Genomic DNA, 23,664 nt, shown 5'->3' with positions numbered 1-23,664 from the left:
CTTCACACTAGTTTATCGTATGAAGACAATATAATGCTATACGAACCTATTGTTCTGTAAAATTATTCATGCTATGCTTTAACTATTGATTGTGAAATATTAAACATGACTTTGAAGGTGGTCGATTTTATGAAAGCATTAATTGTTTATGCTCATCCAAGAGAAGAAAGTTTTTCCCATGCATTACTGCAACGTGTTACAAAAGCTTTAGAGGCAAAAAACTATCAGGTAACAGTCCGTGATTTGTATCAAATGAAGTTTAACCCTGTGTTAGATGGTCCAGATATGATACATATTAAAGATAAGCAGTTTGTTCGTGAAAATAAGCAATTCCCTACTGATGTAAAGCAAGAGATGGATTACATGTTAGCAAGTGATTTATATATTTACATTTTTCCAAGCTGGTGGAACGGGATGCCTGCCATCATGAAAGGCTATGTCGATCGGGTCTTTCAGCATGGATTTGCATACAGCTTTGAAAATGAAGAAGTTAAAAAACAGTTTGATGGTAAACGTGCGCTATTCTTTACCCCTACTGGACAACCACAAGAAATTGACGGAAAAGAAAATCCATTGACAGGTGCTATTCGCATGCTGACATCTGGCTGGTTGTTTAATAGTAATAATGTTCAGGTGATTGATCATGTATTTTATGGTAGCGTTCCCTATTTAACCCGTGAAGAACTAGCATTATATTTGGAAGATGCGGAGAAGAGAATTGCAACCTTGTAAGAAGCAACTCCAAATAGTCATACACCTAACGAAGAAATTAGCGCCTCTGTATATTTATTAATTCTTTTATTATAATTTTTTACAGCAACTTTTGTTTAAACTGATTGCATCTTCCTATTTAAAAAGAATGGTTTTTGTGTGAAAAAAATCCATTTTTATTATAAAAAAGCAACAGTTTGCAACGATTACGCTTATCAGTAATCCTTTATGACTATGCCTAATTTTTGGACCCTCTGTTTTTAAACACTTTAGTACATTTAGTTTATTTTCTGAAAATAGTATTCTCAACTCAATCGAATTATGTTATTTTGTAGCTTGAGGTAAGTTATGACAATTAAATGTTATTTTTTATTTAGAAATGGAGGAACTTATATGAATGATTTAGAAACGAACACAACACATACAAATGATGTGCAAGAAAACAAGCTAGTTGCTATTTTAGGGTATATTCTCTTTTTTATTCCGCTTCTTGCAGCAAAAGACTCTGCCTTTGCTCGATATCACGCAAATCAAGGACTTATTTTATTACTTACGAGTATTGCTGTAAACATTATTGGTGCTATAATTCCTATTATAGGTGTATTTATTATTATTCCTATTGCAAGCATTGTTATTTTCGTCTTTTTTATCTTAGGCATTGTTAACGCTGCTAACGGTCAAATGAAACCTCTACCTTTAATTGGCGGGATTGAAATAATTAAATAACTACGACGGGAACGGCATTTGCCTTGTCCTATGTGAATAAACAAAAGAAGCGCTTGAATAGAGAGGTTACTTCTCTCCAAGCGCTTCTTTTTCTTAAATAAATATTGGTATTTGTCAATAACACTTGTTGTTCCCACTAAAGGGTCGCATTTTTCCAGTTACTTCATTATCCTCACCAACCAAAAACGACTGTTAGATATCATTAAATATCTAACAGTCGTTTTTTGAGTATTTCATTTTACTTTTGTGTCAGCCTCATTGTTTATTATTCTTGTAAAGCCATCTTAATAGTATCTAGATTTCGATTCATCAGCGTAAAGTAATCTTCATTATTATCCACATCTTCTTCTGTTAAAACAGATAAGTTATGGATATATAAGGATTCTACATTTGTTTCATCTTGGATCACTCGAGCAACTTTTGGTTCGACATTTTGTTCAAATAGTAAATAGCGAATGTTGTGTTCTTTCACTGTATCTACTAATTCTTGCAATTTTTTCTGTGATGGTTCAGTAGATGGAGACAGTCCAGAAATAGCTAACTGCTCAATACCGTAAGCACTCGCCCAATAGCCATAACCTGCATGGGTAACTAAAATTTCATTTCTCGGAGCACTTTCCAATGTGTTATGGAAGTCTGTATCTAATTCTTCTAATCTTGTTTTAAGATCTTCGAAGTTCGCTTCAAATTCATCTTTCGAATCTGGTTGTAATTCCACTAATGTATTTTTAATATTCTCAGCCAAGCTGATCGCACGAATTGGATCTAACCATACATGTGGATCTTTGTCCCCATGATGGTGGTGACCTTCTTCTGCATGATCACGGTCTTCACTTTCTGCATGATCGTGACCTTCTTCCTCGTGGCCGTGGTCTTCACCTTCTGCATGATCATGACCTTCTTCCTCGTGGCCGTGGGCATGTTCTTCTGAATGGTCAATTAAAGAAATTCCTTCTGACGCTTCTAAAATGCTAACATCTTCTCCAGATAAAGCATCTGTAATGGATTCTGCATATGCTTCCATACCTGCACCATTGTAGATAAAAGCGTCTGCTTCTGCAATATCCACCATTGTTTTTGAAGTTGGCTCGTAAGTATGAGCATCTGCTCCAAGCGGTAAAATAGATTCCGCATTAACATGATCTCCACCGATTTCATTAGCAAAATAAGCTAACGGGTAAAGCGTTGTGTAAACTTGTAAAGTTTCTTCGTTTGATTCAACTGCAGCGTCAGTATCTGATTCAGATTCATTTGAAGCACTCTCTTCAGCTGCTTGTCCACCACATGCTCCTAAGATTAAAATTGCAATGATACCTAACACTGCGATTATATTCCAACGTTTGTTCAATTGTCTCCACTCCCTAATACAATTTTAATATAAAAGTCCCAATTACCAGCTTGCTTTTTTGACACCAGGCAATTGGCCTTTATGTGCATATTCTCTAAATGCAATTCGTGACATGTTAAATTTACGCATATAACCTCTTGGTCTACCAGTTACTTCACAGCGACGTTTCACTCGGGTTGGAGAAGAATCTCGTGGAAGCTTGCGTAACGCTTCATAATCGCCTTTTTCTTTCAGTTCTCTTCTTAGCTCTGCATAGCGTTCAACCATTACTTCACGCTTCTTCTCTTTAGCAATCTTAGATTTTTTTGCCATGTGTGTTTACCTCCTTTTTTCAAATAATAATGTTTACGATTTATTCACCAAAAAATATGGTAACCAATACAATATATTTACATCAATCGTAATTATTACGGTTCGCTTTAATATTATAGCCTGCTTCTTCATATTTGTAAACAGTAATTATTACGATTTATTTTTTGTAACCACTACTAATAAAAGATTGCGACTAGGACAAAAGCGTAACTGAATAGAAAAAATCCGAACATTAAAGAGTGCACCATAATAGCACTTAGGCAAAATATTTCGCTTTCCACGGGCACATACTTGGGCCCACAGGAGTCTGCGTATTTTGCCTACGCTTGGTTCACATTGTTCGGACTCTAGTTCTTCTGATTTAGTTATGTCTCAACCTCATCTTTCTTATCTTGGTTAATAAGTCGGCCACCCAGCAGAATCCCAATACAAATCATTGATTAATAGCCTTGGAACCCCGTTATTCTCTGCATCATAAGCATGTCGTACAATTACATTATTATTATATACATCTTGGTGCCCTGGTCCTCTCCACCGCTCATTACCTGCATCAAGAATTGTTCCTCCTCCTTGTAACATATTTACCCCATTTCGGTCATAGTATGGTCCGGTAACTTGTCTTGATCTACCAACTGCGATTTTATAATCACTATTCACTCCTTGACAGCAGTGATCAAATGATACAAAGAGATAATAATATCCATTTCGATACGTAATATTTGGCGCCTCAATCGCATGTTCTGGGTGATTTGGTCGAGCTGCAATGGAATGAATGTTTCCAGTCGGTTTCATTGTATACTTATCTAATTTTACTAGTTTAATGCCACTCCAGAATGAACCAAATGATAACCAAGGCTCACCGCTCACATCAATGACTAAGTCACCATCAATTGCATTAAAATTATTGTTCATAGTCGATCGGATAACTAAACCATCATCTCGCCAATTACCTGATTGAATACTTGTTGTTGACGTCAAGCCGATCAATGAATTTTTTGAGCCGAACGATGATACAGAGTAAAACAACCAATACCTTCCATTATAGTATTGTATGTCAGGTGCCCATTGATTCGTTTCATGGGTAGGTACATAATTTTTCCACCATGATAATGGTGACGGGAAAATCACAGGGGTTGGTGACCAGTAAGAACCGTTATTAGACACCATAACACGTATCCCATTTTTATTTACTTCTCCAGTTCCAAAAGCCCACCACGTATTCCCTTCTTTTGTGATCGACGGGTCATGTAACATCGTGTCCCCAGATAGATCCCAAAATTGGGCGGATGCAGTAGGGATAATACAGAAAAGAAACAAACTAGATAGCAGCAATGAACGTCTTAGTACTTTCCACTTGGATACCATTAATAAAAACCCCTCCCTATTATTCGTTTACAAATTTTTCTTTCACAATCTTATTAAACCACAAAATGTAAGCGCTATCAATAGTTTTGAATATATTGTAAAATGTTTAACTCAACTATCTTAAGCTATGAGTTATCACCTTAGTCTGATTTCATGTAATTAACATAAAAAATGGTATTGGCTACGTAACTACAATACCATTCGCTTATTATCAATTTTTTACTACTTAACTCGACTAAAAATTTGGTTACAAATGGGAGTGAACAACTCCATTATTTGTTGACATGTGGTTGATGAATAAACTGCTGATGAAGTCACTTTTACCCTGCCTTTAGTCAGTTAATCGGATCAGCAAAGATAGAAACAACAATCCACTCGTTTTATCAAAAATTAGATTGATTATTATAAATTTCGCTACGCTATTTTTTAAATATATCTTCTAGTACAAGTGCAATGACTTAGCGTTCTCTCCCTCAATTCTCACTTGGTTTCGACCATTATTTTTGGCCTCATAAAGCGCGGTATCTGCCCGTTTTAACAATTGACGAAGTGTCTCGGCTTCGTCTCCAGTGGCTTGTGCAATTCCTATACTAAACGTAACCAACAAGTTGGTATTATCAATAGGTACGGCATGATGTTCCAATGTTTGACGCATTTGTTCTGCAAGTGTGAAGGCCTCCGCCGCATCTGCACGAACTGCTACAACAAATTCTTCTCCCCCATATCGAGCAAATAATGCATTGTTGCCAATTTGTTGCTTACACGCTTGTACTACTTCCTGTAATACAACGTCGCCAATGTCATGTCCATAAAAATCATTAATACGTTTAAAATGATCGATATCCATTAAAATCGCTGTATATGGCGTACCAGTTTCTTTGGCTTGTAAAAATTCAGATAGACAATGCTGAAAAAACGCTCGACGATTTAACACCTGTGTAAGCTCATCATAATAAGCGATATGCTCAAGCTGGAATTGTAGCTTTTTCATTTCTGTAATATCAGTAAAAAGCATGACAATACCATTGTGTTGCTTCGATACACCGAGACAACTCGTTCGCATTTGATAAATAGTACCATGTTGATCAACATGAATTTCTTTAGTCAAAGGGGACTGATCTAAGGTACAAGGGAATACTTCGTCGTAAAGGTCTCGCCATAAATTATAAAAGTTAACGCCAAGCATGTCTTTTGTTAATCCAGGAAACATTTGTTGGCCTGCTTTATTAAACTCGATTAAACGATAAGATTCGTCTAAAACTAGCACGCCATCATTCATACTTTGAAAAATGGTATCTTTTGCAATTGGAATGACGGTAAACATCTTCGAGTTATTCATAGCCCATAGATATAAAAGGGAGGAAATCCACAAAACCATCGGGACTGGATCAATACCTGGAGCAGTGCCAACAAGCAAATAAATAAACGCTGCTACCATTGGAATCAGCTGACCAATGATTAGCGCTACCAATTGCGGACGATAGGTTGCACTTGTTTCTTTCCAATTTGCTAAAATCACATATAGCCCGGCTAACATGCAGGAAAACGTATAGATACCATGTATGACATACCCTATCCCTATTTCTAATTGGATATAGGGTAATCCAAGATATGGGTGAGCTTCATAAACACGATAATACAAATGGTGCAAGTCATTTGTGGCTACCAATAACAAGGTGATTATAGGTATCACTAGAAAGATTAGATATCTTTTTCGGTTCACTTTTCGACCTAAATACTGCATAACAAAGAACAACCCCAGTATAGGGGCAAAAGCGATTCCGATATATTGTATTGTTGTCCATAATTTCAATTGTTCTATTGAGGTAGAAAGTAAACCAAAAGCTGCTGCAAGACAGTAGATCGTAATTGACCCAATGTACATACTAAAAGTCGTTGCAATGCTTCTATAGTAACTTTTTTTCTTTACTACATAGATAGCTAGAAATAGATTTAATACAGCTGAGATGCTAATTAGTGAGACAAACGCGGTTATATTCGTATTCATGGGATACCTCTTTTATTTAGACTATTCATGCAGCAGGTGCTCTCGTTGCTCGTTATGTATTATTATTAGCTTTACATAAAAAAAGATAGAAAACAAATGTTTTCTATCTTTATATTCTGTATTTAATTTAAATAATTAACCGCTGCTCGCTCAATTGGTAAACCTTCTTTATATCTTTTAATAAACATCTCAAAACCTTGCACGTCTTTTGGGTGAGGAGCGATTGTTTCAACTTGTTGACTGTCGAACACTTTTTCATTTAAATAATCTTCTAATGATTGATTGATAGCTTTGTTCTTCATATAAGATGCCAGTAGTGCAATTCCCCATGCACCACCTTCTCCAGCTGTTTCCATTAACGATACCGGCGTGTTCAATGAGGCTGCCATGATTTTTTGTCCAACCCCTTTGGTTTTAAATAAACCTCCATGACCAAGCATTTCATCTAGTTCTACTTTTTCTTCCTTCATTAAAATATCCATACCGATTTTCATCGCACCTAATGCGGAGTATAAATGGGTACGCATAAAGTTTGCTAGATTAAAGTTACTATTAGAAGAGCGAACAAATAATGGACGCCCTTCTTCAAAGTGCGTCATGTGCTCGCCGGATAAGTAACCATAAGCGAGTAAGCCGCCTCCATCATGGTCCCCTTCTAATGCTAAGTTAAACATTTTGCTATACAACTCATTTTTGCTTATTTCAAAGCCCATTATACCGGAATACTCAGAAAATAAATCGAGCCATGCATTTAAGTCAGATGTGCAATTATTTGAATGTGCCATCGCAACTAAGTGGCCAGATGGCGTGGTCACAAGATCAATTTCTGTGTGCAATTTTTCCAATGGTTTTTCTAATACAACCATGGCAAATACAGAAGTTCCCGCCGATACGTTACCAGTGCGCTTCGCAACACTATTGGTTGCTACCATCCCAGTACCTGCATCCCCTTCTGGGGGACATAATGGGATACCTGCTTCTAATGTACCCGTCGGATCTAATAAAGTAGCTCCTTCTTCGGAAAGTACACCTGCATCCTCGCCGGCTACCTTCACTTGCGGGAAAATGTCTTCCAGTTTCCAAGGAAGATTTTCTGCTTCTACTAATGTATTAAATTGATCAACCATGGTTTGGTTAAATGTTTTCGTTTCTACATCAATCGGGAACATACCAGAGGATTCACCGACACCAAGTACTTTTTGACCCGTCAGTTTCCAATGAACGTACCCTGCTAATGTGGTCTGAAATGTAATATCCGAAACATGTGATTCTTTATTAAGTATTGCTTGATACAAATGTGCAATGCTCCAACGTTGTGGAATCTGATAGTTAAATAGGTTGGTTAGTTCATTTGAAGCTTGGTCTGTAATGTTATTTCGCCAGGTACGGAATGGAACAAGTAATTCATCATCCGCTCCAAACACCATGTAACCATGCATCATCGCACTAAAACCGATTCCACCAATTTTGCTCAACGCAAGGCCATACTGCTCTTTGACAGAGGCAGCCATTTTTTGATAACTATCTTGTAGACCTTTCCACACTTCTGCCGTGTCATACGTCCAAATATTAGCAACATAACTGTTTTCCCAATCATGGCCACCCGATGCAATCGGGGTGTGATCTGGACCAATTAGTACCGCTTTAATTCGTGTTGAGCCAAATTCAATACCTAAAAATGTTTCCCCATTCTGAATCGCCTGTTTGTTCATTTCGCTCATTTTCATTCCCCCCACCTTTAAGTAACCACCAATAATTAAAACGCTTTCTTATGACTTTATTATAAACAAAAATACATATACGTACAAGTTAATATTGATAATTGTTAATAAGTTTATTTTGTTGTAATCATCTAATTGAATAAATTTACTATTGGGTCGGACAATTACCCTTATTGTGACATTGTTAATGAATTTTGGGTTTGACAGGTGGAGTAGATAGGGTGAAGAGGAGAGAAAATAATTGTTTTCTAGGAGGAGGGAGCGTACGAAACAATGATGTAGAAATGGAGGAAGAATTAATGGTGATCCGTGATAGTGCGTTTACTGATGATGTAGCCAAATGCAATACCGACAAAATTTAATATCCAATCATCAATATCTACAGTCCGAGTAACATAACCTATGTGGTGGAGAAAGATTTGTCCTGCTTCTAACAAAACAGGAATACCTAGCGCAGCGATCAAGCTTATGTGCATCGGATAACGCTTATAAGCTAACCACAATCCTATTGGGGTAGTTATTACCACATTCCCTACCATGTTGATCAAAAAGATAGAAAACCTGATGGAACCATGGAGTAGTTGCTCAACATAAAAAGTAATCGTTTGAAATGGAATAAGATTGTAAGATTGCTCTTCTAACACACTACCTCGATCAAACCAAACTAGATAAGCAAAAATTAGTCCATATAATACCATTGCTAGGTCAACTAGTTCCTTCTTTAATGAAGAAAATTTTCTCGTAACTAACTTAATACATATATACAGTGCGCTGCCCGGTAAACCAATGAACAAAAATCCCTTGATAATAGCAGTTAACATGGTTTTCCCCTTCCTTTAATCGATGTAACTTTCTCTATCTTCTATCACCTTACAAAAACTGTTAATATTTTATTTGTTTTAACTCCTGATATGCTGTTTGTTATCTTTCCACCTTCATTTTCATTCATATCTTTATACGGTAAATGTCTTCGGGAACTTAAAAAACTGCCTTAGCTAACATACTTATCTTGTTCATCCTGATCTTTGACGGTAAATGAGCCACTTAAACTGAATAGTTTTTGCCTAATGTACAATTTTTTCATAACGACTCTCTCCTTTGATTTTGCTTATTTCAAAAAGTGGTTCACATCATTTTTTTCTATATTTATTGATGATTTCCTCCTTTATTTACACTTTTGAAATAAATGATAAACAATTCGTCTACAACTAAACGATCATCTACTTCTGCTGATTGTGACAATTTTTAGCTATCTGAGTGAATTTCATAATTGCATTGACAATTATAAAACACGAATGTTACATGGCTATTTCTTTTACATGTTTTCTTTACACATAAGTGAAGGAAGCAAATGGGGGAGACTCCTCGAAAATAAAAAACTATTTTCTTCGTGCGATGATTTGCTGCCGAAGCGTTCCTTATCCTGAAGGAAACGCATCAACCGAAGATCCACTTTTGTTAATGCAGGAACGTTAGACTAAAACCGTCACGTCGTGTGACAACGTCTAACTGACCTACGTCTTGTGGGCCAGGTGATGCCTTCGGAAAGCGACCCCATTTGCAGACTGAACGAAGGAGTCTGCTACATTCAGTCTGTAGTATCATTCGTATTTGCTAATCAAATATTGAATTATGAAACTGATTCATCTATGTAAAAAATACGTAAAGAATGCCCAATAACATAGCAAAATTAGGACATTTGGCATACAATTTTGTTGGTAATGATCTACTTTTAGGAGGATGATATTATCATGCAATTACTTATCACCATTAAGGAGCGAATATTTTGTGTGTTTCAGCATTTTCACTGGCGAAATCAATCCATCAATCAGAAAATGATGTCTGCTGCTACGATCAGCTTTATGTTATATTTAGTGGCGGCTGGTTTTATCGGAATTTATATCAATCATTTAACTAGCGATGTTAACCACATTAATCACGATAGTGACTTGGCGGTTAATGTCACAGAAATCCAATCACTGATTCACGAAAAAGATATACGAATCGCAGATTACATCACTTTTCTGCGCGCGGAAGATAAATCATCTTATCGTGAGTTACGAACCGAACTAGACAATTTACTGCAAGACGTTGTTTCACAAGTAAATGATGCAACCGTAAAAGAATCATTAGCGAAGATTCAAGCGAATAATGACAAGATGGACCAATTATTCACCAATGACATCATCCCTTCTGTCGTTCGTGGTGATGAAGAAATATATACCGATGCTCGTATGGAAATATCCACATTGCGCGAAGAAAACTGGAGCATTCTTACAGATATCCGAACGTTAATTTTAGAGCAAAGAGAGGACACAGTAGCGCAAACACAAACCAATGTTACTCTTGCTCTCATTATCCTAGCTGCTTCCTTTGTAGTAGCGACCTTCATAAGCGGTGCGATTATGTACTTGATTGGACGAAGATTGCGTGGTCAATTACAAGAAGCTGTATCGTTCAGTAATCAAATGGCAAATGGTGATTTAACCAATCAAATGATCTCGCATGAAGGGAATGATGAGATCGGGCAATTATTTGATTCATTTGACGTGATGCGAGCAGAAATCAACAAGATGGTTACAAAAATTAATGCACTCTCTCAAGACGTAGAAGCCAATAGTATACAAATGAATGGACAAGCTTCAGAAGTGGTCGCATCCAGTGAAGAAGTAGCTGCAACCATGGAACAGCTATTACAAATCTCGAAAAAACAAGATACCTTGACGCGTGATATGAAGGATTTAATTGAACAATTTGATCAGAAAATGGCAGATGCTACGGAACAAGGAGAAAAATTGAAACAATCTTCTTCCCATATTACATCAATTACACAAGTAGGAAATCATACCATGGAAACAGCCATTGATAAGATGGTAGAAATTGATGCAATTATACATACATCGGTACAAAAGATGAAAGCATTTGATGATCGCCTGCAGCATATTACCACATTAGTAGACGTTATCAAAGGAATTGCATCCCAAACGAACTTATTATCCTTAAATGCAGCGATCGAAGCTGAACGAGCTGGCGAACATGGCAAAGGATTTGCTGTCGTTGCGCAAGAGGTTAGAAAATTGTCGCAAGAAGTAAGTGATTCGGTGACAGAAATCACTTCGACAATTGGAAAAGTTCAAGAAGAATCCGCTAGTGTATATCAAGAATTAAATACTGGGTATCAAACGGTAACAATAGGAAAGCAACAAATTCAAGAAACCGGCGCGAACTTCTCTACTATTAAACATGAACTAGAAGATACCGATCAAGCGATTCAAGTAATTTCAGAACACATCAATAGCTTGCATGCACACAACAAGAGTATTAATGAAGCAATCACGACTATTGCGACGATATCAAAAGAATTTGTTGAAGGCATTAACCAAACAACATCCGCTTCGATTAATCAAAAAGATGAGTTGGAAGAAGTGTCTTCTAACGCGACAGAGTTACAAGCTCATGCAGTCGATTTAACTAAGGCGATATCGTACTTTAATGTGTAATCAGAAATGGAATAGCATGCACCCAATGTATGCTATTTCATCCCAATTCCCTTTTTACAATCATGCTCTCCCCCACATAAATAGTTGATAACAAACGATAATTAACACGATCATTGCCGCGCTAATTAGCACCCCAATACGTTCGGCTCTATCTAGGAATGCCCCTCCAATCACAATGGTTATTACCAACATAGCAATTATCGAGGTATAGGGGAAACCAACTAATTTAAACGTATTGGTTTTACTTTGATAAGACGGCCGTAACTTTACTTGTGAAGCTAGAATGATGAACCAATTTAAGAGTAGCATGACACCAGCTGACGTCGTGACATATTCATACACTTCATCTGGTAAGACGAAGGAGAAACAGATAGAAATCCCTAATGCAAGCGTAGTCACAAGTAAAGCTCTGGTTGCTACCCCACGTTTATTTACTTTTTTAATAAAAGCTGGTGCATCACGGTCTTTAGCCAATGCCACCAAGACATGTGTCACGGAAAAAAATGCCCCAACCATGGTAGAAAATGCAGCACTAATAATAATACTATTAAATATCGCATCTAAGTATGGAATTTCAAACGCCGTAAGTGCAGTTACAAACGGACTGGCTTCTTCATCAATGGTATTCCCATTCACTAATTGAAAAACAAAGAATAAGGAAAAGAAATATACAGCAACAAGAGTGACCAACAATCCTTTTCCTGCCTTGGCTACATCACTTTTATTTTTCAATTCTGATGCCGTAACCCCGACCACTGCGATGCCACCGAATGAGAAAAAGATGAAGATCATTCCCTTCCACATCCCAGTCACACCTTGCGGAAACCAATCACTAATACCCGTTTCTGCTAGTACCTTTGTTTGTTCTAATGGAAGAATTCCAAATACAAACAATGCACCAAAGCCAATAAAAGCAAGTAAAGTTGCTAATTTTATAACTGCAAAAATCGATTCAATTTGGCCAAAGTTTTTTGCTCCTAATAGATTCACCCCTATCCCTAATACCGTATAAATGATGGAAAATAACCATAATGAAACATCAGGAAACCAAAACTGGGTAAAGGTTGATAAGGCAACAATCTCACTCGACATAATTAGCACACCAGCCAACCAGTACATCCAACCTGATAAGAACCCACCGATATGGCCATAAGCTTTTCTCGCATAGGTTCGAAATGATCCTAACTGTGGGTCATTAATTGTCATTTCTGCTAACGCACTAAAGACAAAATACGTTGTTACCCCTGCGATTAGGTAACCAAACAGAATAGCTGGGCCAGCTGTCTTAATCGATAAACTTGTCCCAAGAAAAAAGCCAGCACCAATAATGGAACCAATGCCAATTAAAGAAAGTTGCCACCAACTTATCCCTGACTTCCCTTTTTGTAGTTGCTTCTGCTTTTTTTGCTGAACCGCTTGTTTTACTAAATGATGATTTTTCATATGAATTCTCCTAATAAATTGCTTAAGAATAGTCTCACCAATTTTGATTGGGTCATAAGCAGTTATCTCTATGTATGTTTAGAAATATACACATCGGGAACCGTTTTTATAAAGAAAATGTTATCTATAAATTTCAAAATAAAGAAAGGAATGGATATTGCTATGTATAACTATACAAAACAATATATCAACGGGGAATGGATTGCTTCTACTGGTGAAGAAACCATTGATGTGTATAATCCAGCAACCGAAGAAAAAATTGGTGCGATAAGTTCAGGGACAGAAGATGATTTAAATAAAGCAGTAGCTGCAGCTCGTGCTGCTTTTCCTGATTACGCACAAACAACAAGAGAAGAACGCATTCAATTGTTAGAAAATATTGCTACTGAATATGAGAAGCGAAAAGACAAGCTGATTAACATTATGATCGAGGAGCTCGGCTCTCCGTTATCTTTCACAGAAGAAGTGCAATATACAATGGGATATAACCATTTTAAAGCAACCGCAGATGCGCTTCGTAACTTTGAATTCACCGAAGATCGGGAAAATTCCTTTATTCAAAAAGATGCCATTGGTGTTGCGGGATTAATTACGCCTTGGAACTTCCCAACCAATCAAATCTCTACAAAATTAGCAAGTGCTCTAGCTTCTGGTAGTACCGTCGTGTTTAAACCAGCATCTTATACACCATTTGCTTCCATATTATTAACCGAGATAATGGATGCAGCAGGTGTTCCAAAAGGTGTCGTCAACTTAGTAAATGGTAAAGGTTCGACAATAGGTAATGGCATTAGTAACCATCCTGACATTGATTTTGTTTCATTCACTGGCTCTGGCAAGGTCGGCAGTCAGATCATGCAAAACGGTGCGAAGGACATTAAAAAAGTTGCCCTTGAGTTAGGTGGAAAATCACCCATTGTCGTATTAGAGGATGCTGATGTTGAGACAGTTGCTCGAACGGCGATTTCCAATATCGCTTCTAATACTGGTCAAATTTGTTCCACAGGGACACGCATTTTCATACCAAAAGGCATGTATCAGTCATTTGTTGATATGGTTCAAAAACTTGTACCAGAATATCCGGTTGGCGATCCAAAAGATGAAAACACATTTATGGGACCACAAGTTTCCAAAGATCAATGGGAAAAAGTTCAGGATTATATTCAACAAGGGATTGATCAAGGCGGTGACTTGATTGTCGGAGGTACAGGTAAACCAGAAGGACTAACAACTGGGTATTACTCTAGAATCACCATGTTTGGCAACCTGCCACATGATGGCGCACTCGCCCAAGAAGAAATATTTGGTCCAGTCATGACCGTATTCACTTATGAGACAATTAATGAGGCCATTGCGCTTGCTAATACAACGATTTATGGACTAGCGGGTTATGTAGTTGGTAATGATCCAGATAACCTTCGTAAAGTAGCCAAAAACATTCGCGCTGGACGAATCACTATAAACAATACTGCATCTGACTTTAGCGCCCCATTTGGTGGCTTCAAACAATCAGGTATCGGACGTGAATGGGGAGATTACGGTATTGAAGAATTCTTAGAACCAAAAACGATTCTTGGATTACCTAAATAAAGTTTAATAAAAAATGAGGCTATTACAAAACTATATGGAGAACCCATAAAAACGGATGGTAGTTGAATTTCCTAATCTACCATCCGTTTTTATATCAAATGTCCCACAGCTAATAATAAAAATGGCTCACAAATGCCTGGGATACGTTAGAAATAAACACTCGAATAACCCACATACCAGTAAGGCTCCTGTTAAAAAGATATAAGCACAACCAAAAATACTAACAGAACTATACGCTAGCATCTTGTTTGCAAATTAAAAAATCTCTCCACAGTAACTTTTTTATCACGACAAATTTCAAATAAAATAACTAATTTCGAATAAACCGGTATAAAACGAAGGAAATGAAAGAAACTAATAGAAATAATCCTATACAATTTGTATAATTTAAACTGAATATATTTTTTATACTAAATAAAGTATTTTTGCAGTTTGAGTTTGGCATGAAAAATCTATAGTATAAATTTATATTATCTATCTCCTTTTCATGAGAGATGATACTGTTTTGTTATGGAACTAAAAAAAGAAATGAGGAATTTAGTCAATATGTTAACATTAAATTGGAAAAAATTTGGCATAGTTACCGGATTATCATTATCACTATTCGCAGCCGGTTGTTCACAAAACGATACAGAAGATACAACTAATGGTTCTGAAAGTGGTAGTAGTGATGGCGAAGCAGCAGAAACAACAAATGTAGGTGAAGCAGTCGATTATGCAATCACAGGTATTGAACCAGGTGCTGGTATTACTGAAAAAACAGATCTAGCTTTAGAAGAATATGAAAACCTTTCTGGGTGGGAACAAGAAACTTCTTCTACTGCAGCGATGTTAACTGCATTAGGCGATGCTATTGAAAATGAAGAACCAATCGTCGTAACTGGTTGGTCACCACACTTTATGTTTGCTCAGTATGACCTTAAATACTTAGAAGACCCTAAAGGGGTTTACGGTGAAACAGAATACATTGGTACGATTGCCAGACAAGGGTTAGAAGAAGACATGCCTGAAGCTTATACGATTCTTGACAATTTTCATTGGGATCCAGCAGATATGGAAAAAGTTATGTTAGATGCACAAGAATCTGACTTGGAAACTGCAGCTCAAGATTGGGTAGATAACAATGGTGATGTAGTTTCTGAATGGACAGATGGTGTAGATTCTGTAGATGGTGACTCAATTGAATTAGTATTGACACCTTGGGATACAGAACGTGCTTCTGCAAATGTTGCAAAAGTTGTATTAGAACAACAAGGTTATGATGTGACACTTACACCAGTTGATCCATCTGTTATGTTCGAAGCAATTGCAACAGGTGATGGTGATGCTTCACTTGCACCTTGGTTACCAGTAACACACTCTAGCTTCTATGAAAAATATGAAGGTCAGTTTGTTGACTTAGGTGAAAACTTAAGTGGTGCGAAAATCGGTCTAGTTGTACCAACTTACATGGATGTTGATTCTATTGAAGACCTTGAAGCAGCTGAATAATCAGTATATTAAAAACTTCGCATACGCGCCCCTGCGCGTTGCGGAGTTTTTTCTGTATGAAGAGCGTATTTTGTACTTTCTACCAATGAGCTTTTAAGCCTGTTGTTTATTTTTCTTAAAAATGGTAAAGTTAGATTAATAAAAACGAAAGGAATGATGGATGGACAATGAAAAACTAATCCCATTTTTTAAAATTTGAAATTGTATATTTCAGATCGCAAACAATCGGATTAGTCTGTCCATTTTTATCTTCTTCACTATATTGCCGTTTGATACCGTTGAACGCGTAGTTTAATTTGGTTGTATCAAAATTAGGCGCAGACTAATCCTTCCAATCTATTGGGAGGGTTTTTTTATCCTCCCTAACCAAGAAGGGATGAGATGTCATGAAGGAAATTATGCAATTACAAGCGATAACGATTGAAATAGAGGGAAAGATTATTTTTGAAAAAGCCACCACACATGTGCAGCAAGGCGATGTGATTGGAGTAATTGGTAAAAATGGCGCCGGTAAATCAATGCTACTACACATGCTACATGGTGATTTCAAACCGACAGATGGACAGGTTAATCATGTTCGGGAGGACCTTAATATCCGAATGGTGGAACAAGAATTGACTTCTTACTCTTCGGGTGAGGTAACAGCAGAAGAAGCTACCCTACTCAAGGAATGGCATGTACCTACGCTCGAATTTGCGAACATGAGTGGAGGGGAAAAATTAAAAGCTCGTCTTGCCAAAGGATTTACGCAAGCTGTAGACATATTGTTACTCGATGAACCGACCAATCATCTCGATCAACAGAGTACTGATTTTTTGGTTAACCGTATCCAACAGTTTAAGGGCACCATTATACTCGTATCACATGACCGGTATTTCTTAGATCAAGTAGCGACAAAAATATGGGCAATCGAGAACAAGCAAGTGATTTCACACCTTGGGAATTACACCAGCTATATAGCATTTCGAGAAAAAGAACGACGTCAACAGCAACAAGCCTATGATAAACAGCAAAAAATGAAAGCACAGATGGAAAAGCAGATAAAGCAACTATCTTCTTGGTCCACATCAGCTCATGCACAATCAACCAAACAAGCAGGTTTTAAAGAATACTATCGAGTGAAAGCGAAAAAAATGGATGCTCAAGTAAAATCAAAACAGAAACGCTTGGAAAAAGAATTGGAGAAAGTGAATGCCGAAGCACCAGCTGATGATTATCAAGTCAATTTCACATTAACTGCTAATGATAAAGTAGGCAAACGATTGATAGAAGTGAGAGATTTAGCCAAGGTATATAGGGAAAGGAGCTTATTCAAGCATGTAACTTTCACTGTACAACATGGCGAGAAAGTTGCGCTAAAAGGTCCAAATGGTAGTGGGAAAACGACTCTATTGCAGATGATCACAGGACACATCGAGGCTTCTAGTGGTGAGATCTGGGTTTCACCTTCGGCCACGATCGGCTATCTAACGCAAAATGTGTTTGACCTACCGTTAACACAAACACCTGCTCAACTATTTGAACAATCTACCTACCAAGCGCAAGGGCACGTACGGAATTTGATGCGACATTTAGGCTTTCAAGCTTCGCACTATACGGAACAGATCGGCAAGATGAGTATGGGCGAACGCGTGAAATTAAAGCTAATGACATACATGTTAGAAGCAAAAGATATACTCATTCTAGATGAACCGACTAATCACTTAGACTTACCTTCACGTGAACAATTAGAGAGCACATTAGAACAGTATAATGGCACCCTTTTAGTTGTGTCGCACGATCGTTACTTTCTTGATAAAACAACAAATCGTGCGCTTACGTTTTCCAAAAACACAATTGTGAAGCAAATGGATTCACGAGACCAAGCAAGTATCTTTGACCGTAATGAAGAAAAACGCTTAACATTGGAGACAGAAAGGCAAGATGTTTTAGGAAGACTTAGTTTTATGACACCAGGAGATGCCGAATATGAAGCGTTAGATCGCAGGTTTAATGAACTGACGAAAATAATCAAAGAACTTTCTTGATTTGAGCGATTAGCTCATACTGGACTTCTTTTTTAACCAAGGATAGCTTATGATATGAGCTGTGCTTGGTTATCTAGTATTTAAAGGCAAATGATGTTTATTAATGTCTACACAGGGCATTACTTGTGGCTATTAGGTTATACTGTTTTTTGTCAAAATATAACTGCTCCTCTACTTATGATTTCGTCTTATATTAGCTTTTTAGACCAAAACTCATACTCTCTTACTAAAGATTTCTATTAATTTTGCTCTACAAATAAATTCACTACCCCACTTACCCAAAAGAAAGTGTAAAATAAGGAATAACACTATATATTACCTTTTTTTACTGTTAAATAAAAGGAGGATGACGATGGTTCGAATTTTATATATAGAGGATGAAAAAGAGATTGGTAGCTGGGTATCGGAGGACTTAACGGATCGAGGCTATGAGGTGATCTGGCTTCAATCTGGTGCTCAACTAGAAACCCATCTATCAAACATTGATATTGCGATTCTTGATATTATGTTGCCAGGGCTGGATGGTTTTTCGATTGGCAAACGATTAAAGAAAAAATTAGATGATTTACCGGTATTGATGCTTTCGGCACGATCTGCGGTAGAGGATAAAATTGAAGGACTTAGTTTTGCGGATGATTATTTAACCAAGCCATTTCATCCCGATGAGTTGGCTGCGCGGGTGGAAGTACTACTTAGACGTTTTCAAAAAGAAGAAGCTGCGCTGACTATTGGACATTTGCGTATTTACCCCCAATCTATGCTGATAATCAACGCCAATACTGCTGAAGAAATCACGTTGACAGGGAAGCAATTTTATTTGTTCCAATTTTTCATCCGCCACTTGAATCAGATATTAACCAAAGAACAACTTTATGAAGGGGTATGGGGCGAGCCTTATCTGGAAGGCGATAAAACGTTGATGGTACATATTCGTTTCCTTCGTGAAAAATTGGAGCAAAACCCGGCAACACCAACCATTATTGAAACGATCCGTGGCATCGGGTATAGGGTGAAACAATGAAACGATTTTTCCGTTCTTTATTAGCAAAATATATGTTGATTATCATTGCCGCCCTGTTATTCATACAAGTAGCGTACTTTATCGTCGTTATATTAATTACTGGGATATCGCATAATTTGGAGACTGACTATACAGTAGAAGAAACAAAATACACAACAATTGAAGAGAATTGGCATGATGAAGCAAGCCAGTTGCAGGATGTTTCTGCAGCTAGCATCACGCAATTTTTTAAAGATTGGAAAGCGGATTATCCGGATGCCGCTATGTTTTGGGTCGATGGCGACGGGAAGTTACGAGAACAATTAGCTGTTGATGAAAATCTACCAACCCAATGGACGCCTTCTTACACAGCAAAGTTTATTAAGGCACGTTATGACAATAATCCATTCACTGTCATTGCTTTTGTTGGCGGCGAAGATGAATCGAATGGTTTTATTGTTTTTGAAATTCCTAGAGAGGTTTTACTCACTCCTAGCCAGAAAACATTCAATCAATACGGTATGGTGTTTGTTATTGGAATCGCGGTATTAGTTCTTTTGTTTATTGTGATTTCCTTCCTATTCTTCCGCAGCATTCGTAAAAGGCTCCTGCAATTACAAGATGCGATGGAAATACGTGATGTTGACAGTCTACCAGTACAAATCCAAGTTCGAAAACAAGATGAAATTGGTCAGCTTGAACAAACGTTTAATCAAATGGTACAGGAGTTAAAAACGAGTAAAGAAAGAGAACAGGAAGAAGAGGGACTGCGTCGGGAGCTAATCGCGAACTTATCCCATGATCTGCGCACGCCACTCACAAAAATTAATGCACAGACATTTAAACTAGCCAAAAAGGAACTGCCACTTGATGTTCAGCAATCGGTACAAACGCTAACAGCCTCGGTGCAAAATATGGATGGTCTGATTGAGAATTTGATGTCTTATACCTTGCTGATGGCCAGTAAATACAAGCTAGAGCGAAAAGAGATGGATATTATCCGCTTTACCCGCAGATACATTGCATCATGGTATCCAGCATTTGAAAAAGCAGGATTTCAATTTGAGGTAGACATGCACCCATTCGATCACCAGTGGTTTGTGGATCCCAATTGGATGCACCGAATTTATGATAACTTGTTGCAAAATGTACTAAGGCACGCAGCTAATGGGAAGTATGTAAAAATGTGTACCCAATCAACCGATAGTTATGACGCCATTGTTATTATGGATAAAGGAAATGGGATGAACGAAGACTCTGATCACAAAGGAGCAGGAATTGGCCTATCTATTGTTGATAAAATGGTAAAAGGGTTAGAACTAGAATGGAAAATAGATTCTTCGGCGGATGGAACAACAATAAAAATTATTAATTGTTATTAGCAGAAAGAACTTTTTGTTCTTTCTGCTTTTTTAAACAAAATTTAAACTTCTCACCCACCTACTTTTAACCTTAATCACCTATGATAAGAAATGAGGTGAGGAAAATGAAATATGTAGTGGAAACAAAAAACTTAACCAAATCGTTTGGAAAAGAACAAGCTGTACAAAGTTTGGACATGAAAATCGCAAAAGGTGAGATTTATGGATTTTTAGGACCGAATGGTGCTGGGAAAACAACTACTATTCGAATGTTGTTAGGCTTAATGAAACCAACGTCCGGATCGATTCAGGTTTTTCAACAAGACCTAAAAAAATCACGTATCAGCATCCTTTCGAAAGTGGGATCCTTAGTGGAAAATCCTTCTTACTATCCCCATTTAACCGCTCGTGAGAATTTAGAAGCTTGGCGAAAGATTTTAGGTGCGCCTAAATCAAGAATAACTGACGTGTTAGCAATTGTGCGTCTATCTGACGTAGCGAATAAAAAAGTAAAAGGGTTTTCGTTAGGGATGAAACAGCGCTTGGGGATTGCAGCTGCCTTATTAAATAACCCAGAACTGTTGATTCTAGACGAGCCGACCAATGGGCTAGACCCATCTGGGATTATTGAAATTCGCGAGTTAATTAAGCAGTTACCACAATCACATGGAATGACCGTGTTAATTTCCAGTCATTTGTTATCAGAGATCGACCAATTAGCTACCACAGTTGGGGTTTTGACTAAGGGAAAATTGATCTTTCAAGACTCGATTGAGGCAATGCGCAAATTAGCAAAACAGAATATTTCATTACGCGTTAGCGATCAAGATGAAGCCCATCGATTACTACTCGCTAAAGGAATACAGACTGATTATCAAAAAGACCGACTTATTTTATCTGAGTTTACCGATGAAGAAATCGCCAATGCCATTCAATTTCTGGTGCAAAAACAGATTGCAATTTACCGCGTGGAAGAGGAAAAACGCTCCCTTGAAGATATCTTCTTACAAATGACAAGGGAGGATCAGGTGGGATGATTAGAAAACTAATACAGGTCGAATTTTTAAAGAGCAAACGGAAAGGTTTCTGGCTGTTAGTCTTTTTAGGTGGGTTTGGTGTTGTGGCATTGCAGATGGTGAATTACGGGGTACGAAAGGAATATCTTTTACAGCAAAGTGACAACGATTGGATTTACTATCTCATGAATATTTCTAATTTCACCCCGCTTGCGCTTGTCTTAGGGATTGCTATTTTAACCTCATTTATGACCAGTATTGAAAATGAAACAAATGCTTGGAAACAACTAATTGCACTGCCAGTTTCTAAATTAACGGTTTATTTAGCAAAATTCACTGTGCTTGCATTTATGTTGTTGGTAGCTTCCCTATTGTTAACCCTTTTTACTTATGGCTATGGCGTGTTTTTGGATCTGGGTGCAATTCCTTATGGCGCGTTATTGAAATATTCCTTCTATCCATTCTTTGCAAGTCTACCGATCTTAGCATTACAGCTTTGGATTGCAACCGTTAGTAACAACCAAGCGATCCCAATTACCACAGGTGTTATTGGTGTACTTCCGTCTTTTTCTGCGCAAAATTTACCTGATTGGTTGATCTGGAAATGGCCTTCACTTATGAATAGTTGGAACGAACCCATTTACTACGTGTGGCTAGGACTGGGAGTTGGTTGCCTCCTATATTTTGTTGGTATGTTTGATTTTGCTCGAAGGGATGTGAAATAATGCTTGCAATACTACGATCAGAAATCTTTAAATTTCGAAAAGCTAACATCTGGGCCCTTATTTTTGTTGGTCCGGTAATCGCTATTTTCGCTGGGTTAGTAGATAGCGGTGAATTGCCTGTTAATAGTTGGGTATATACTGTGTTAATGATGAATCTAGTCTATGCGGTACTGTTTTTACCATTAATTACGGGGGTGTTTGCTAGTATTGTCTGTCGCTATGAACATCAAGCTGGTGGATGGAAACAGCTTTTAGCACTACCGGTTACCAAAGGGCGAGTATTTTTGGCCAAATATCTGTTGCTAGTCAGCCTTGTCTTCCTAATGCAACTCCTTTATTTAGGCGCCATTTATCTAGTAGGAAACATGCAAGGATTTGCGGAGCCTTTCCCACTTGAAATCATTTGGAAAAGCGTGCTCGGCGGCTGGATTGCTACTTTCCCATTAATCGCTCTACAATTGTGGTTAGCGATCTGGTTCAAAAGCTTTGCTGCGCCATTTGCAGTAAATGTTATTTTTACCATTCCAACTATTCTCGCATTAAACTCGGAAAAACTGGCTCCTTTTTATCCATGGGCTCAACCTTATTTAATGATGAATATTGGTGGAAAAGTTGACGCCATGTTTTTTGTTCCGTGGGATCAATTACTAATAGTTGTTGGTGGAAGTTTCATTTTATTCTTTTTAGGTGGGTATTTCTTATTTAATCGGAAAGCCTTCTAATACAGTTACAAGGCTGGGACAAAGCTAATTTTTAACTACAGTATACGAATGATTGATGAGAACTTAACCATCGCAACTGGAAATACACTCGCGTTCTGCGGGCGCGGACTCGGGCACACAGGACGTGGGTCAGTTAGACGTTGTCACAGGACGTGACGGTTTTCGTCTAACTTCTAGCCGCTTTACAAAGTGGATCTTCGGCTCGCGCTTCTCCTGCTAGAGTCTCGTATATTTCCAGTTACTTAGTTATGTTTTCTAACTAAAAACGAACGATAGATAAAAAAGTTATCCATCGTTCGTTTATCAGGGGTCTTCATTCACTTTTGTCCCAGCCTCATGCTTTATGTTTTGCCTGATTGTATTCCAAGCCAATTGTTGATCAATCACAATCGATAATTTGTAATTGGCATATTGTTTTAGCGTTTCCAAGAATTCATTTAATCCTTCATTAGCAGGAAATTTGCATTCTAATAAATAACAGCCTTCCCCACTAATTTTGTAATCGTGGGTGACATTTTTCTGGACATTATCTAGAGAAGAATAAATAAATATGCAAGTGATAAATGATAAAGGCTTTCCCTCTCACTTATTAGCACCA

General features: G+C 37.6%; 18 protein-coding genes and 1 pseudogene. 11 read left to right on the top strand and 8 right to left on the bottom strand.

The window, feature by feature from the left end:
* Window positions 1–129: 129 nt before the first annotated feature.
* Together DES48_RS03610 and DES48_RS03605 are read left to right on the top strand one after the other, a co-directional pair.
* Complete coding sequence (locus DES48_RS03610; protein WP_113866937.1) at window positions 130–732, top strand: NAD(P)H-dependent oxidoreductase; 603 nt, start codon at window positions 130–132, stop codon at window positions 730–732.
* Between the two features lie 372 nt (window positions 733–1,104).
* Window positions 1,105–1,437: a magnetosome magnetite crystal formation protein family gene (locus DES48_RS03605; protein WP_113866935.1), complete on the top strand. Its 333-nt coding sequence runs from the start codon at window positions 1,105–1,107 to the stop codon at window positions 1,435–1,437.
* 265 nt (window positions 1,438–1,702) lie between these two features.
* Here the strand turns inward: DES48_RS03605 and DES48_RS03600 are convergent, their stop codons facing one another.
* The 6 genes from DES48_RS03600 to DES48_RS03575 form a co-directional block, all read right to left on the bottom strand.
* Window positions 1,703–2,785 (bottom strand): metal ABC transporter solute-binding protein, Zn/Mn family, encoded by a 1,083-nt coding sequence (locus DES48_RS03600; protein ID WP_245911280.1) that lies wholly within the window; start codon window positions 2,783–2,785, stop codon window positions 1,703–1,705.
* A gap of 42 nt (window positions 2,786–2,827) precedes the next feature.
* Window positions 2,828–3,097, bottom strand: coding sequence for a 30S ribosomal protein S14 (gene rpsN / locus DES48_RS03595; protein WP_113866933.1), 270 nt, complete (start codon window positions 3,095–3,097; stop codon window positions 2,828–2,830).
* 396 nt (window positions 3,098–3,493) lie between these two features.
* On the bottom strand, window positions 3,494–4,462 hold the full coding sequence (gene abnA / locus DES48_RS03590; RefSeq protein WP_113866931.1) for an arabinan endo-1,5-alpha-L-arabinosidase AbnA: 969 nt from the start codon (window positions 4,460–4,462) through the stop codon (window positions 3,494–3,496).
* A gap of 439 nt (window positions 4,463–4,901) precedes the next feature.
* Complete coding sequence (locus DES48_RS03585) at window positions 4,902–6,470, bottom strand: histidine kinase N-terminal 7TM domain-containing diguanylate cyclase (RefSeq protein ID WP_113866929.1); 1,569 nt, start codon at window positions 6,468–6,470, stop codon at window positions 4,902–4,904.
* Between the two features lie 122 nt (window positions 6,471–6,592).
* Window positions 6,593–8,197: a xylulokinase gene (locus DES48_RS03580; protein WP_425451852.1), complete on the bottom strand. Its 1,605-nt coding sequence runs from the start codon at window positions 8,195–8,197 to the stop codon at window positions 6,593–6,595.
* Between the two features lie 290 nt (window positions 8,198–8,487).
* Window positions 8,488–9,012 carry a VanZ family protein gene (locus tag DES48_RS03575; RefSeq protein WP_113866925.1) on the bottom strand — a complete coding sequence of 175 codons (525 nt, stop codon included), beginning with the start codon at window positions 9,010–9,012 and terminating at the stop codon, window positions 8,488–8,490.
* A 930-nt stretch (window positions 9,013–9,942) separates the two neighbouring features.
* On the opposite strand from DES48_RS03575, the gene DES48_RS03570 reads away from it, so the two are divergent.
* The gene (locus tag DES48_RS03570; RefSeq protein WP_113866923.1) at window positions 9,943–11,691 is read left to right on the top strand and encodes a methyl-accepting chemotaxis protein; all 1,749 of its coding nucleotides are present in this window, start codon (window positions 9,943–9,945) and stop codon (window positions 11,689–11,691) included.
* Window positions 11,692–11,751: 60 nt separating this feature from the next.
* Here DES48_RS03570 and DES48_RS03565 read toward each other — a convergent pair whose 3' ends face one another.
* The gene (locus DES48_RS03565; RefSeq protein ID WP_113866921.1) at window positions 11,752–13,134 is read right to left on the bottom strand and encodes an amino acid permease; all 1,383 of its coding nucleotides are present in this window, start codon (window positions 13,132–13,134) and stop codon (window positions 11,752–11,754) included.
* Window positions 13,135–13,296: 162 nt separating this feature from the next.
* Here DES48_RS03565 and DES48_RS03560 point away from each other — a divergent pair, with 162 nt between their 5' ends.
* The 8 genes from DES48_RS03560 (at window position 13,297) to DES48_RS03525 (ending at window position 23,066) form a co-directional block, all read left to right on the top strand.
* Complete coding sequence (locus tag DES48_RS03560; RefSeq protein WP_113866919.1) at window positions 13,297–14,724, top strand: aldehyde dehydrogenase family protein; 1,428 nt, start codon at window positions 13,297–13,299, stop codon at window positions 14,722–14,724.
* Window positions 14,725–15,270: 546 nt separating this feature from the next.
* Window positions 15,271–16,215: a glycine betaine ABC transporter substrate-binding protein gene (locus DES48_RS03555; protein ID WP_113866917.1), complete on the top strand. Its 945-nt coding sequence runs from the start codon at window positions 15,271–15,273 to the stop codon at window positions 16,213–16,215.
* Between the two features lie 386 nt (window positions 16,216–16,601).
* Complete coding sequence (gene abc-f, locus DES48_RS03550) at window positions 16,602–18,242, top strand: ribosomal protection-like ABC-F family protein (RefSeq protein WP_113866915.1); 1,641 nt, start codon at window positions 16,602–16,604, stop codon at window positions 18,240–18,242.
* Window positions 18,243–18,594: 352 nt separating this feature from the next.
* A complete protein-coding gene (locus tag DES48_RS03545) occupies window positions 18,595–19,263 on the top strand; it encodes a response regulator transcription factor (RefSeq protein WP_113866913.1) in 669 nt (222 codons plus the stop codon).
* Entirely contained in the window at window positions 19,260–20,624 is a 1,365-nt protein-coding gene (locus tag DES48_RS03540) for a sensor histidine kinase (protein WP_113866910.1), read from the top strand. Before DES48_RS03545 ends, DES48_RS03540 begins: the two co-directional genes overlap by 4 nt.
* Before the next feature lie 104 nt (window positions 20,625–20,728).
* The gene (locus tag DES48_RS03535) at window positions 20,729–21,640 is read left to right on the top strand and encodes an ABC transporter ATP-binding protein (protein ID WP_113866908.1); all 912 of its coding nucleotides are present in this window, start codon (window positions 20,729–20,731) and stop codon (window positions 21,638–21,640) included.
* Window positions 21,637–22,344 carry an ABC transporter permease gene (locus DES48_RS03530; protein WP_113866906.1) on the top strand — a complete coding sequence of 236 codons (708 nt, stop codon included), beginning with the start codon at window positions 21,637–21,639 and terminating at the stop codon, window positions 22,342–22,344. Before DES48_RS03535 ends, DES48_RS03530 begins: the two co-directional genes overlap by 4 nt.
* On the top strand, window positions 22,344–23,066 hold the full coding sequence (locus tag DES48_RS03525; RefSeq protein ID WP_113866904.1) for an ABC transporter permease: 723 nt from the start codon (window positions 22,344–22,346) through the stop codon (window positions 23,064–23,066). Before DES48_RS03530 ends, DES48_RS03525 begins: the two co-directional genes overlap by 1 nt.
* Before the next feature lie 303 nt (window positions 23,067–23,369).
* Here the strand turns inward: DES48_RS03525 and DES48_RS16570 are convergent.
* Window positions 23,370–23,573: pseudogene (locus DES48_RS16570) on the bottom strand (Lrp/AsnC ligand binding domain-containing protein); the annotation flags it as partial.
* Between the last annotated feature and the right edge of the window lie 91 nt (window positions 23,574–23,664).

This window comes from Paraliobacillus ryukyuensis (genome assembly GCF_003315295.1).
GTDB lineage: Bacteria > Bacillota > Bacilli > Bacillales > Amphibacillaceae > Paraliobacillus > Paraliobacillus ryukyuensis.
The sequence above is the reverse complement of the archived record's forward strand: the minus strand, read 5'-3'. Positions and strand labels throughout refer to the sequence as shown.